15 protein-coding genes are annotated in these 11704 nt (G+C 70.1%); 2 read left to right on the top strand and 13 right to left on the bottom strand.

Annotated features, from left to right (window positions below):
- Positions 1 to 31 precede the first annotated feature (31 nt).
- The 6 genes from H9622_RS00005 to infC all read right to left on the bottom strand — a co-directional run bounded on the left by H9622_RS00005 (position 32) and on the right by infC (position 4205).
- Positions 32 to 946, bottom strand: a complete 915-nt coding sequence (locus H9622_RS00005) for a glutamate ABC transporter substrate-binding protein (protein WP_191763013.1) — start codon at positions 944 to 946, stop codon at positions 32 to 34.
- Positions 947 to 1071: 125 nt separating this feature from the next.
- The gene (locus tag H9622_RS00010; protein ID WP_375992958.1) at positions 1072 to 1863 is read right to left on the bottom strand and encodes an amino acid ABC transporter ATP-binding protein; all 792 of its coding nucleotides are present in this window, start codon (positions 1861 to 1863) and stop codon (positions 1072 to 1074) included.
- Positions 1864 to 1950: 87 nt separating this feature from the next.
- A complete protein-coding gene (locus H9622_RS00015) occupies positions 1951 to 2751 on the bottom strand; it encodes a TrmH family RNA methyltransferase (protein ID WP_191763015.1) in 801 nt (266 codons plus the stop codon).
- A gap of 108 nt (positions 2752 to 2859) precedes the next feature.
- Positions 2860 to 3243, bottom strand: coding sequence for a 50S ribosomal protein L20 (gene rplT / locus H9622_RS00020; RefSeq protein ID WP_191763017.1), 384 nt, complete (start codon positions 3241 to 3243; stop codon positions 2860 to 2862).
- A 29-nt stretch (positions 3244 to 3272) separates the two neighbouring features.
- Positions 3273 to 3467 (bottom strand): 50S ribosomal protein L35, encoded by a 195-nt coding sequence (gene rpmI, locus H9622_RS00025; RefSeq protein WP_191763019.1) that lies wholly within the window; start codon positions 3465 to 3467, stop codon positions 3273 to 3275.
- Between the two features lie 69 nt (positions 3468 to 3536).
- A complete protein-coding gene (gene infC, locus H9622_RS00030; protein ID WP_404802852.1) occupies positions 3537 to 4205 on the bottom strand; it encodes a translation initiation factor IF-3 in 669 nt (222 codons plus the stop codon).
- Between the two features lie 243 nt (positions 4206 to 4448).
- On the opposite strand from infC, the gene H9622_RS00035 reads away from it, so the two are divergent.
- On the top strand, positions 4449 to 4826 hold the full coding sequence (locus tag H9622_RS00035) for a DUF1844 domain-containing protein (RefSeq protein ID WP_404802853.1): 378 nt from the start codon (positions 4449 to 4451) through the stop codon (positions 4824 to 4826).
- A gap of 15 nt (positions 4827 to 4841) precedes the next feature.
- Here H9622_RS00035 and H9622_RS00040 read toward each other — a convergent pair whose 3' ends face one another.
- The 7 genes from H9622_RS00040 to H9622_RS00070 form a co-directional block, all read right to left on the bottom strand.
- Complete coding sequence (locus H9622_RS00040) at positions 4842 to 6230, bottom strand: pyridoxal phosphate-dependent decarboxylase family protein (protein ID WP_191763026.1); 1389 nt, start codon at positions 6228 to 6230, stop codon at positions 4842 to 4844.
- Positions 6231 to 6309: 79 nt separating this feature from the next.
- Entirely contained in the window at positions 6310 to 7113 is an 804-nt protein-coding gene (locus H9622_RS00045; protein ID WP_191763029.1) for an SseB family protein, read from the bottom strand.
- A complete protein-coding gene (priA, locus tag H9622_RS00050) occupies positions 7097 to 7843 on the bottom strand; it encodes a bifunctional 1-(5-phosphoribosyl)-5-((5-phosphoribosylamino)methylideneamino)imidazole-4-carboxamide isomerase/phosphoribosylanthranilate isomerase PriA (protein ID WP_191763031.1) in 747 nt (248 codons plus the stop codon). The genes H9622_RS00045 and priA overlap by 17 nt, the downstream gene beginning before the upstream one ends.
- Positions 7844 to 7898: 55 nt before the next feature.
- On the bottom strand, positions 7899 to 8549 hold the full coding sequence (gene hisH, locus H9622_RS00055) for an imidazole glycerol phosphate synthase subunit HisH (protein ID WP_191763032.1): 651 nt from the start codon (positions 8547 to 8549) through the stop codon (positions 7899 to 7901).
- Positions 8546 to 9154 carry an imidazoleglycerol-phosphate dehydratase HisB gene (gene hisB, locus H9622_RS00060; RefSeq protein WP_191763035.1) on the bottom strand — a complete coding sequence of 203 codons (609 nt, stop codon included), beginning with the start codon at positions 9152 to 9154 and terminating at the stop codon, positions 8546 to 8548. Before hisB ends, hisH begins: the two co-directional genes overlap by 4 nt.
- Complete coding sequence (locus tag H9622_RS00065) at positions 9151 to 10188, bottom strand: histidinol-phosphate transaminase (RefSeq protein ID WP_225221568.1); 1038 nt, start codon at positions 10186 to 10188, stop codon at positions 9151 to 9153. Before H9622_RS00065 ends, hisB begins: the two co-directional genes overlap by 4 nt.
- A gap of 163 nt (positions 10189 to 10351) precedes the next feature.
- Positions 10352 to 10738, bottom strand: coding sequence for a LysM peptidoglycan-binding domain-containing protein (locus H9622_RS00070; protein ID WP_191763039.1), 387 nt, complete (start codon positions 10736 to 10738; stop codon positions 10352 to 10354).
- 273 nt (positions 10739 to 11011) lie between these two features.
- On the opposite strand from H9622_RS00070, the gene lexA reads away from it, so the two are divergent.
- On the top strand, positions 11012 to 11692 hold the full coding sequence (gene lexA, locus H9622_RS00075) for a transcriptional repressor LexA (protein WP_191763041.1): 681 nt from the start codon (positions 11012 to 11014) through the stop codon (positions 11690 to 11692).
- Positions 11693 to 11704 lie beyond the last annotated feature (12 nt).

The raw sequence follows: 11704 nt of genomic DNA on the forward strand, positions 1-11704 counted from the left end.
CCCCCCCCCCCCCCCCCCCCACCACCGTGTGTCACATGGCCGCGTCGACCTCGGGCTGCTCGCCCGTGATGCCGGCCGGTGCGAGGTGCTCCTCGAAGAGCGCGGTCCACACGTCGCCGCCGTCGGTCAGCAGGGTGTTGATGTGCTCGACCATGGCGGTGTCGCCCTTGGCGACGCCGATGCCGTAGCGCTCCTCGCTGAAGGGCTCACCGGCGATCTTCAGGTTGTCGGGGTCCTGCGCCACGTAGCCGGCGAGGATCGCCTCGTCGGTCGTGATCGCGTCGACGGAGCCCGCCTTGAGCTGCTCGACGCACTGCGAGTACGTGTCGTACTCGACGGTGTCGCCGGGGTTGTACTCGTCGCGGATCCGCTGCAGCGGCGTCGAACCGGTCACCGAGCAGACGATCTTGCCCTCGAGGTCGTCGGGGCCGTTGATGTCCTCGTTGTCGGCTGCGACGAGCAGGCCCTGGCCCGTGATGAAGTACGGGCCGGCGAAGTCGATCAGCTCCTTGCGGGTGTCGGTGATCGAGTAGGTGCCGACGTAGTAGTCGACGTCGCCGTTCACGAGCGCCTGCTCGCGGTTGGCCGACGGGATGGTGACGTACTCGATCTGGTCCTCGTCGAAGCCGAGGGATGCCGCGACCCAGCGTGCGATGTCGACGTCGAAGCCGGTGCGCTCACCGGTCGTGGCGTCCTCGTAGCCGAGTCCGGGCTGGTCGTTCTTCACGCCGACGACGACGCCGCCGCGCTCGGTCATGGCGTCGAAGGTCGGGCTGCCCTCGAGCGAGACGTCCGAGGCGACCTCCCAGAGCGCGGTCGTCTCTCCGTCGCCGCCGTCGCCGGGTTCCGAGGGGTCCGCGCCGGGCGTGCCGCTGTTGCACGCGGTGAGGGCGAGGATGGCGATGGCAGAAATGCCGATGCCGGTGATGATCCGTGACTTACGCATGGTTCCTCCTGGTTGCTGTGTGTGTGCGAACTGGTTCCGTATGTCCGACGTTTCGGGTCCGTGCGGAGTGATCGTGCGCTGGTGGTGCTTCGGTTCCCTCCCTGGGTGCCGTGACCTGACCCGGATCAGTGGGTCAGGAGCTTCGAGAGGAAGTCCTTCGCGCGGTCGCTCTTCGGATGGGTGAAGAACTCCTCGGGCGTGGCTTCCTCGACGATCTGCCCGTCGGCCATGAACACGACGCGGTCGGCCGCCTTGCGGGCGAAGCCCATCTCGTGCGTGACGACGATCATCGTCATCCCGTCCTGTGCGAGGCCGACCATGACGTCGAGGACCTCGTTGATCATCTCGGGGTCGAGCGCGCTCGTCGGCTCGTCGAACAGCATGACCTTGGGCTGCATCGCGAGCGCCCGCGCGATGGCGACGCGCTGCTGCTGGCCACCGGAGAGCTGGGCCGGCAGCTTGGCGGCCTGGTGGCCGACGCCGACGCGGTCGAGCAGCTGCGTGCCCAGCTTCTCGGCCTCGGCCTTCTTCATGCCCTTGACCTTGATCGGGCCGAGCGTGACATTGTCGAGGATCGACAGATGCGCGAAGAGGTTGAAGGACTGGAACACCATGCCCACGTCGGCACGGAGCGCCGCGAGGTCCTTGCCCTCCTTCGGCAGCTCCTTGCCGTCGATCATGATGGTCCCGCTCGTGATCGTCTCGAGGCGGTTGATCGTGCGGCAAAGAGTCGACTTGCCCGATCCCGACGGACCGATGACCACGACCACCTCGCCACGGTTGACCGTGAGATCGATGTCCTTCAGCGCTTGGAACTCGCCGTAGTGCTTCTGCACGTCGGTGATCTGCACGAGGGGATCGCCGCGACGGACGTTGATGTTCGACGTCTTCGGCGCGCTGTCTTCCGGCATCGTCATAGCTGCAACCCTAGGACCGGGGACTCCCCGCTGCCACCAGCGCGCCGCGTCTTTACCGTCTTGTAACAGCGCGAGAACAAACGGCCGTCAGCCCGCCGCGCGCTGCGCGAACGCCGTCTCGTACAGGCACACGCTGGCTGCCGTGGCCAGATTCAGCGATTCGGCTGCGCCATAGATCGGCAGACGCAGCGACATGTCGGCGAGCGCCAGCGCCGTCTCGTCGAGACCCCGAGCCTCGTTTCCGAACAGCCACGCCGTCGGCTCGGCGAGCAGCTCGCGCGAAGCCAGGAAGTCGCCGCCGCCGACGTCGGCCGCGATGACGCGCACGCCTGCGGCATGCGCCTTCTCGACCGCCGACGCCAGATCGACGCCCACGGCGACCGGCAGGTGGAACAGCGAGCCGGTCGTCGCGCGCACGACCTTGGGGTTGTACGGGTCGACCGTGCGGCCGGTGAGCACGACGGCGTCGGCGCCCGCGGCGTCCGCTGCCCGGATGATCGTGCCGAGGTTGCCGGGGTCGCGCACCTCCTCGCAGATCGCGACCAGGCGAGGCGAGGCCGCGAAGACCTCGCGGACCGACGTGGGCGACTGGCGGGCGACTGCCACGATGCCCTGCGGCGTGACGGTGTCGGCCATCGCGTCGAGCACGTCTTCCGTCGTGAAGACGACCTCGAGGCCGGCGTCGCGCGCCGCGTCGCGGACGTCGGTGTGACGCTCCATGGCCGTCGGGGTCGCGAAGATCTCGACCAGCGTGTCGGGCCGGTACGCCAGCGCTTCGCGGGCCGCCTGGGGGCCTTCCAGCAGGAAGAGTCCGGTCTCCTGGCGCGCGCTGCGCTTCGTCAGCTTCGCGACGGCGCGGACGCGCGGAGAGCGAGGGTTCTCGAGCACGGTTTCAGTCTAGGTCGCGGCATCCGCTCGCTCGCTCTCCCACCCCCACGGACGCGAAAGGGGCGCCCTCCCGGAGGAGGACGCCCCTTTCGTGAAACGTGCGAGGTGTCAGGCGCTCTTCGGAGCGTTGACGTTCTCGGGGAGCGCCTTCTTGGCCGTCTCGACGAGCGAGGCGAACACGGCGGGCTCGTTGACCGCGAGCTCGGCGAGCATGCGGCGGTCGACCTGCACGCCGGCAAGGCCGAGGCCCTGCATGAAGCGGTTGTACGTGATGCCGTTCTGGCGGCTCGCAGCGTTGATGCGCTGGATCCACAGGCGGCGGAAGTCGCCCTTGCGCTTGCGACGGTCGCGGTACGCGTAGACGAGCGAGTGGGTGACCTGCTCCTTCGCCTTGCGGTACAGGCGCGAACGCTGTCCGCGGTAACCGGACGCGCGCTCGAGGATGACGCGACGCTTCTTGTGGGCGTTTACTGCCCGCTTGACTCTAGCCATTTCTACTGTTTCCTATCGTGCGTCGGCGCTCAGAGGCCGAGGAGCTTCTTGGCGACCTTGGCGTCACCCGGGGCCAGGACCTGCTCCTGGTTGAGGCGACGCGTGCGGCGCGACGACTTGCCCTCGAGGTTGTGGCGCATGTTCGCCTGCTGCTTCATCAGCTTTCCCTTACCGGTGAGCTTGAAGCGCTTCTTGGCACCCGAGTGGGTCTTCTGCTTCGGCATCTCTTCTTCCTTCGTTTCCATCCCGCGAAGCGGGAGTCGGTGTCCCGCGGTGCGGGAGTCTGTGGGGTCCTACTCGGCGGAAGCGGGCTCGGACGGAGCTTCGGTCTCGCCCTCGTCGACGGCGGCGCCGCCGCGGGCGGACCGCGCGGCTTCCTTGTTCGCAGCGCGCTGGGCGTTCTGCTCCGTCTTGACCTCGGACTTGTTCTTGTGGGGCGCGACGACCATCACCATGTTGCGGCCGTCGATCGTGGGATTCGACTCGACCGTGCCGAACTCGGCCACATCCTCTGCGAACTTGCGGAGGAGACGCACACCCTGCTCGGGACGCGACTGCTCGCGGCCGCGGAACAGGATCATGGCCTTGACCTTGTCACCCGCCTGGAGGAAGCCCTCGGCGCGCTTGAGCTTGGTCGTGTAGTCGTGGGCCTCGATCTTCAAACGGAACCGGACCTCTTTGAGGACGGTGTTGGCCTGATTGCGACGCGCTTCCTTGGCCTTCTGCGCAGCCTCGTACTTGAACTTGCCGTAGTCCATGATCTTGACCACGGGGGGCTTCGAGTTCGGGGCCACCTCGACGAGATCGAGGTCGGCTTCCTGAGCCAGGCGCAGCGCCACCTCGATGCGGACGACGCCGACCTGCTCTCCGTTCGGGCCGACGAGGCGAACCTCGGGCACGCGGATGCGGTCGTTGGTGCGGGGATCGCTGATGCGGAGCTCCTTCGTGCGGGTGATGGCCACCACGACACAGGGTGCGCCGCGGGTGGAAGAGTCACTCATTCCACCCGGCACGACGCTCGAACGCCGGCCTTCTGCACCCTGTTCCCGCCTCGAGCGGCTACCCCGGCCGCAGAACGGTCGGGGCGGAGTGCGTGACCCGGTAGCCTTGAACGGCAAGCGCGGGTGGGATGTGATCCTCTTTCAATCCGGTGCAGAACGCACCGGAGCCCGCACGAGTTTAGCAGAGAGAAACGCGTGACCACGATTCCGCCCTCCGACGACGACCGCCACGCCCGCTGGGAGGAGCAGGAGCGAGCCGCCTCAGCCGCCACCCGCGACATCGCCGACGTCCCCGCGGTCGAGGTCATCACCACCGCCGCCGTGCACCTCATGAGCGCCGCGGCCGTGAAGGTCGGACTCGCCGACGATCCCTCGACGCAGACCGACCTCGACGAGGCGCGCAAGCTCATCAACGCCCTCGCCGGGCTCATCACGGCCGGTGCGCCCGAGATCAGCGACATGCACGCCCGCTCCCTGCGTGACGGTCTGCGCTCGCTTCAGCTCGCGTTCCGCGAGGCATCGACCATCCCCGACCCGATCGGCAAGGGGCCCGGCGAGAAGTGGACCGGCCCGGTCAACTGACGGTGCGCGCGCTCCTCAGCGGCTGATCCCGAGCGCGGCGGCCCCGCGCGCCACCGTCTCGACGGTGCGGTGCACCGCCTCTGCGTCGGTGCCGCGGTTGCTCACCGCGAAACGCACCACGGTGCGGCCGTGCCAGGACGAGGATGACGCCCACACGGTCCCTTCGGCGCGCAGCCACTCCCCCAGCGCGGCGGTCGACGCGTCGTCGCGTGCGGCGAGGCACACCTGCGTGAAGACGACGTCATTCAGCACGTCGAGCCCGTCGATCCCCCGGAATCCCTCCGCAAGGCCGGACGCAGCATCCGCCAGCCCGTCCACGAGCGCGACGACCCCTCGCCGTCCGAGCGAGCGCAGCACCGCCCACACCGGCACGCCCCGCGCGCGGCGCGAGAGCTCGGCAACGCGGTCGTAGGGGTCGGAGACGCTGGCCACGGCGGGCAGGTAGGACGCGTGAGCGCCGAGGGATGCCGTCATCGCCGCCTCATCGCGCACGATCGCCACCCCGCAGTCGTACGGCACGTTCAAGGTCTTGTGCGCGTCGGTCGCCCACGAGTCGGCGTCGGAGAGACCGGCGGTGAGCGCGGCGAAGCGCGGGCTCGCCGCCGCCCACAGTCCGAACGCGCCGTCGACGTGCACCCAGGCGCCCGCCTCACGCGCGACGGCGATCGCCGATGTGAAGTCGTCGAACGCGCCTGAGTGCACGTCGCCGGCCTGGAGGGCCACGACGGTCGGCGCGTCGTCCTCGGCGAGGGAGCGGCGCAGCCCGTCGACGTCGATGCGCCCCTCGGCGTCGGCTCCGACGGTCCGGGGCGCGCCCATGCCCGACAGTCGTCCGCCGAGCACGACCGACGTATGCACGGCGGCGCCGGCGAGGAAGCGAACGCGCGGCGCCTTGCGCACGTCCGACACCGGGTCGAAGCCTCGGGCGCGCAGCACCGCGTCACGACCGGTGACGAGGCAGGAGAGGTTTGCGCTCGTGGCGCCGGTGGCGAAGCCGACGCCGCTGTCGCCGGGCAGTCCGAGGAGATCGAGCAGCCAGGCCGCGGCGACTTCCTCGACCGCGGCGGTCGCCGGCGTCGGCTGGCGCGAGCCGGTGTTCTGGTCCCACGCCGAGACGAGCCAGTCCGCGGCCAGCGCCGCGGGATAGGCACCGCCGATCACGAACCCGTAGAACCGCGGCGAGCCCATGGCCATGAGGCCCGGCTCGGCCGCCTCGGCGAGTTCGTCGACTACTGCCGCGGCATCCGCTCCCTCCTCGGGAAGCTCGCGACGCAGACGCCCGAGCATCCCCTCGGCATCGAGATCGGGGCGGATGGGCCGCTCCGCCGTCGACTCGAGCCACGCGAGCGCGTGCCGGTGCGCGGCGTCGAGCGCCTCGCGGTACTCATCCGCCGTCCCGTCCATGGGCACCTCCGGAGCCGATCCTCCGCCGCCCCGGCGCGACCCGCAAGTGCAGGCGGAGTCACTGCACCGGTCCCGACCCTCAGGCACGGACGAGCTTGACCGTGAGCGAATCGACCAGCACCGCGATGCGGTCGTCGGCCGCCCAGCGCGACGCGAGGCGCGACAGCACGGCGTCGAGCTCGGCCTGGTCGAGGCCGTGGATGAGCTGCAGGCGAACCACCAGTTCCGGGCCCCGCAGGCGCGCGTCGGGGTCGCCGGGCTCGATGGCGAGGTCGATCACGGCCAGCTCGCCGCCGATGCTCTGCTGCAGCCCCGAGAAGACCTCCGGCGAGGCGAAGCTCGGCTCCCAGGCGTGTCCCTGCGCGATCGCCCAGACCGCGGGGCGCCGGATCACGAACTCCGTGGGCGAGCCGGGGTCGATCACGATGAGGTCGGTGTCGTCGGCGGATGCCGCGGCCGCAGTCCGCGGACCGTCGGCGGGCACCGGCCGGGCCGAGGCATCCCACCGTCCCATCGCCTGCACCGACGTGAACACCGGCAGCACCCGGCGGCCGTCGGGAGCCGCGACCGTGACGATCGACAGCTCCTGGGTCTTGTCGACGGCGAGACCATGGGCGCCGATGCCCTCGTCGCCCTTCTCGGCGAGCAGCGGGATCAGCAGGCGGGCAGAGCGGTAGGCGTCGACGACCTCAGCCTGACTGCCCGTGCCGTCCCGGAAGGCGAGCAGCGCGCCGAGGAGCGCCGGATCGGCCGAGCCGTCGTCGCCGGAGTGGGGATTCGAGTGAAAGCTCCGCCCCTCCCACGGCACGCCGGCGGAGTCGGCATGCGCGGCGTCACCCGCGTGCGGGTGCGCGTGACCGTGCGGGTCAGTGTCCGGCGACATCCAGCGCCTCTGCCAGCGTGAACGCGCCGGCATAGAGGGCCTTGCCGACGATGGCGCCTTCGACGCCTAGCGGCACGAGCTCGCGCAGCGCCGCGATGTCGTCGAGGCTCGAAACGCCGCCCGAGGCGACGATCGGCTTCGGGGTGCGTGTGGTCATCTCACGGAGGAGGTCGACGTTGGGGCCCTGCAGCGTGCCGTCCTTGGTGACGTCCGTCACGACGTAGCGGCTGCACCCGGCCGCCTCGAGGCGGTCGAGCACGGTCCACAGGTCGCCGCCGTCGCGCGTCCAGCCGCGCGCCGCGAGCGTCGTGCCGCGCACGTCGAGACCGACGGCGATGACATCGCCGTATCGGCCGATCACGTCGGCGGCCCATTCGGGGTTCTCCAGCGCCGCGGTGCCGAGGTTGATGCGCGCCGCGCCGCTCTCGAGGGCGGCCTCGAGGGTGCGGTCATCGCGGATGCCGCCCGAGAGCTCGACCTGCACGCCCTTGACCTGCTTGATGACCTTGCGCATGACGCCGGCGTTGCTGCCGCGTCCGAAGGCGGCGTCGAGATCGACGAGGTGGATCCACTGCGCGCCCTGGCGCGCGAAGTCGAGGGCCGCGTCGACGGGGTCGCCGTAGCTCGTCTCGGTGCCCGCCTCCCCCTGGGTCAGGCGCACGGCCTTGCCACCGGCGACGTCGACCGCGGGCAGCAGGATCAGTTCGGGCATTGAGGCGAAATCGTTCATGGCTCCTCGTGCGGGAAGGTCTCGGAAGGAGTTCGCTCCCGCAGACGGCACGGTTTCAGAGGGTAGCCCCGCCGAGGCCGTCGATCCAATTCGCGAGCAGCCGGATGCCGGCATCCCCCGACTTCTCGGGGTGGAACTGGGTCGCCGACAGCGGGCCGTTCTCGACCGCCGCGAGGAACGGCTGGCCGTAGGTGCACCACGTGAGCGTGGGCTCGGGGAAGGGCGGCTGCACGTCGAGCAGCCACTTCTGCGCTCCGTACGAGTGGACGAAGTAGAACCGCTCGTCCTCGATGCCGCGGAAGAGGCGCGACCCCTCCCCCGCGTCGACGGTGTTCCACCCCATGTGCGGCAGCACCGGCGCATCGAGCTCGGTGACGGCCCCCGGCCACTCGCCCATGCCCTCGGTGTCGACGCCGCGCTCGACACCGTGCTCGAACAGCACCTGCATGCCGACGCAGATGCCGAGCACCGGGCGCCCGCCCGACAACCGGCGGCCGATCAGTTCGTCGCCGCGGCTCGCCTTGAGCGACTCCATGACCGCACGGAAGGCGCCGACGCCGGGAACCACGAGCCCGTCGGCTTCGAGGACGAGGGCGCGGTCGGACGTCAGGCGCGCGTCGGCACCGGCGGCAGCCAGCGCCTTGACGGCCGAGTGCACGTTGCCCGATCCGTAGTCGAGGACCGCGACGAGGGGCTGCGAGCTCACAGAGCGCCCTTGGTGCTGGGGATGCCCTCGACCAGAGGGTCGAGGGCCTTGGCCTGGCGGAACGCGCGGGCGAACGCCTTGTACTCCGCTTCGGCGATGTGGTGCGGGTCGCGGCCCGAGATCACGCGCACGTGCACCGTGAGGGCAGCCTGGAACGAGATCGCCTCGAAGGTGTGACGCACGAGCGACCCCGTGAAGTGGCCGCCGATGAGGTGGTGCTCGAAACCAGCAGGCTCACCTTCGTGCACCAGGTACGGGCGGCCGCTGATGTCGACCACCGCCTGCGCGAGGGCCTCGTCGAGCGGCACCAGCGCGTCGCCGTAGCGCGAGATGCCCGACTTGTCGCCGAGGGCCTCGCGGATCGCCTGCCCGAGCACGATCGAGATGTCTTCGACCGTGTGGTGCGCGTCGATCTCGGTGTCGCCCGATGCGCGGACGGTGAGGTCGGTCAGCGAGTGCTTCGCGAACGCCGTCAGCAGGTGATCGAAGAACGGGACCGTCGTGTCGATCCGGCTGCGGCCGGTGCCATCGAGGTCGAGCTCGAGCTCGACGGTCGATTCGCTGGTGGAGCGTCGCAGGGACGCGGTACGCGGAGCGGCGCTCATGATGTCGATCCTACCGAGGCCAGTGCGTCGAGGAACGCGGTGGTCTCCTCTTCGGTTCCCGCGGTGACGCGCAGGTGGTTCGGGATCCCGACGTCGCGGATCAGCACTCCGCGGTCGTAGAGCGCCTGCCACGTCGTCGCGGGGTCGGCCACCCCTCCGAACAGCACGAAGTTCGTCCACGTCTCGTGCGGCGTGTAGCCGAGCGCTTCGACGGTGGCGCTGATGCGGTCGCGCTGCGCGACGATCTCGTCGACCATCCGCAGCATCGTGGGGGCGTGCCGAAGAGCAGCGGATGCCGCGGCCTGCGTCAGCGCGCTCAGGTGATACGGCAGTCGCACCAGGCGCAGGGCGTCGATGAGGGTCGGGTCGGCGGCGAGGTACCCGACCCGCGCGCCGGCGAAGGCGAAGGCCTTGCTCATCGTGCGCGAGACGACGAGCCGCTCCCGGTTGGGAAGGAGCGTGAGGGCGGACCGCTCGTCACGCGGCGCGAACTCGAAGTACGCCTCGTCGACGACGACCACGCCGTCGGTCGCGTCGTAGACCGCCTCGATCACGTCGAGGCCGAGCGGCGTGCCGGTCGGGTTGTTCGGCGCGCACAGGAAGACGACGTCGGGAGCGGCATCCGCCACCTGAGCCGCCGCGTCCGAGGCGTCGACGCTGTAGTCGGAAGCACGGGTTCCGGCGAGCCAGGACGCGCCGGTCGCACGAGTGAGCAGCGGGTACATCGAGTACGTCGGCGCGAACCCGAACGCGGTGCGGCCCGGTCCGGCGAAGGCCTGCAGGACGTGCTGCAGCACCTCATTGGAGCCGTTCGCGGCCCAGATCTGCTCGCGCGTCAGACCGTGGCCGAGATAGTCGGCGAACCCCTCGCGCAGTGCCGTGAACTCGCGGTCGGGATAGCGATTGACGTCCCGCAGCGCGAGTGCGATCGAGTCCATGATGTCGTCGGCCACGTCCTGCGGGACGGGATGCGTGTTCTCGTTGACGTTCAGCGCGATGGGCAGCGGCGCCTGCGGAGCGCCGTAAGGCGTCATTCCGCGGAGGTCGTCGCGTAGGGGAAGGTCTTCGAGACGTGGACTCACCCCTCACATGGTACGGGGGCGGTACCGCTCACCTGCCGCGTGTGTCGGCGGGAGACGGCTCCGGATGCCGGGGTCCGCGCCGCGCCCTGTGACGAGCAGCGGCACCGAATCGACGTCAGCGGCTCGAGTCGTACTCGGCCGGGATCGCCAGGCTCTGCCCGGCTTCGAGCGACACGCCCTCGAGCGCGTTGAGGCGGACGATGGCATCGATGACGTCGCGCGGGTCTGCCTGTGGGGCCACGGTCTCGGCGATGGACCACAGCGTGTCGCCGAACGAGACGGTGACGGTGGAGAACGACTCCGGAGCGGTACCCGCGTCGCGGCTGGCGAGCGCCGTGCCGCCCGAGACCATCGCAAGGCTGATCGCGACGACGGCGGGGATCGCAGCGAGCGTCGCGAGCACACGACGACCGCGGAGCGTGAGGCGCAGGCGCGTCGAACGTGCGGGCCGGGCGAAGGCGGAACCCGCGAAAGCGGGCGACGTGATGCCGATGGTGCTCATGTTCTGCTCCTCCTGCTGGGGAGAGATTCGCACCCGCCGCTCGGCCGGGAGCAGAGGATGCGAATCTCTGTACCGAAGTTATCTTCGATGTTCTACGATGTCAAGGGGCCGATCCGGGTTCGATCTCTCGAACGCGACACGCGGTCGCGGTGTTCCCTTCGAGCGTCGGAGCCGGATACGGTTTCGATACGAGAACCCCACCACGGGCCTCCGACATTCGAAGACCGCTGCACTCCCGGAGCCCTCTCCGAGGCGGCGAGACAGGAGCCGGACATGAGCGACGCCACCGGGCGCGAGAGGCCGCAGACGCGACGGCGCAAGAGCCTCAGCGACAAGCAGCTCGCGATCCTCGAGGTCATTCAGCGCTCGATCGCGCGCCACGGCTATCCGCCGAGCATGCGCGAGATCGGCGACGCCGTCGGGCTGAAGTCGCTCTCGAGCGTGACGCACCAGCTCAACCAGCTCGAGCTGAGCGGCTACCTGAGGCGCGACGCGGGCAAGACCCGCGCGATGGAGGTGCTGATCGACCTGCCGGGCGCCTCCACCGAGAACCCCGACGACGCAGCCCCCTCGGTGGGCGACGCCGCCCTCGTGCCCCTCGTCGGCCGGATCGCCGCCGGCGTCCCCATCACCGCCGAGCAGCAGGTCGAGGAGATCTTCCCGCTCCCCCGCCAGTTGGTGGGCAAGGGCGACCTGTTCATGCTGAAGGTGTCGGGCGAGTCGATGATCGACGCCGCCATCTGCGACGGCGACTGGGTGGTCGTGCGCTCGCAGGCCACGGCCGACAACGGCGAGATCGTCGCCGCGATGCTGGACGGCGAGGCGACGGTGAAGACGTTCCGCCAGCGCGACGGGCACACGTGGCTCCTTCCCCGCAACTCGGCGTTCGAGCCGATCCTCGGCGACGAGGCCGTCGTGCTCGGAAAGGTCGTCGCGGTCCTCCGCGCCGTCTGATCACCCCCGGCG

Source organism: Microbacterium gallinarum (assembly GCF_014837165.1).
GTDB lineage: Bacteria > Actinomycetota > Actinomycetes > Actinomycetales > Microbacteriaceae > Microbacterium > Microbacterium gallinarum.

Coding starts and splice junctions, on each gene's coding strand:
- H9622_RS00010 (WP_375992958.1), bottom strand. CDS start 1,863: ATGACGATGCCGGAAGACAGCGCGCCGAAGACGTCGAACATCAACGTC.
- H9622_RS00065 (WP_225221568.1), bottom strand. CDS start 10,188: ATGACGCCTTACGGCGCTCCGCAGGCGCCGCTGCCCATCGCGCTGAAC.
- rpmI (WP_191763019.1), bottom strand. CDS start 3,467: ATGCCGAAGCAGAAGACCCACTCGGGTGCCAAGAAGCGCTTCAAGCTC.
- H9622_RS00040 (WP_191763026.1), bottom strand. CDS start 6,230: ATGGACGGGACGGCGGATGAGTACCGCGAGGCGCTCGACGCCGCGCAC.
- H9622_RS00070 (WP_191763039.1), bottom strand. CDS start 10,738: ATGAGCACCATCGGCATCACGTCGCCCGCTTTCGCGGGTTCCGCCTTC.
- H9622_RS00045 (WP_191763029.1), bottom strand. CDS start 7,113: ATGTCGCCGGACACTGACCCGCACGGTCACGCGCACCCGCACGCGGGT.
- rplT (WP_191763017.1), bottom strand. CDS start 3,243: ATGGCTAGAGTCAAGCGGGCAGTAAACGCCCACAAGAAGCGTCGCGTC.
- priA (WP_191763031.1), bottom strand. CDS start 7,843: ATGAACGATTTCGCCTCAATGCCCGAACTGATCCTGCTGCCCGCGGTC.
- hisB (WP_191763035.1), bottom strand. CDS start 9,154: ATGAGCGCCGCTCCGCGTACCGCGTCCCTGCGACGCTCCACCAGCGAA.
- lexA (WP_191763041.1), top strand. CDS start 11,012: ATGAGCGACGCCACCGGGCGCGAGAGGCCGCAGACGCGACGGCGCAAG.
- H9622_RS00005 (WP_191763013.1), bottom strand. CDS start 946: ATGCGTAAGTCACGGATCATCACCGGCATCGGCATTTCTGCCATCGCC.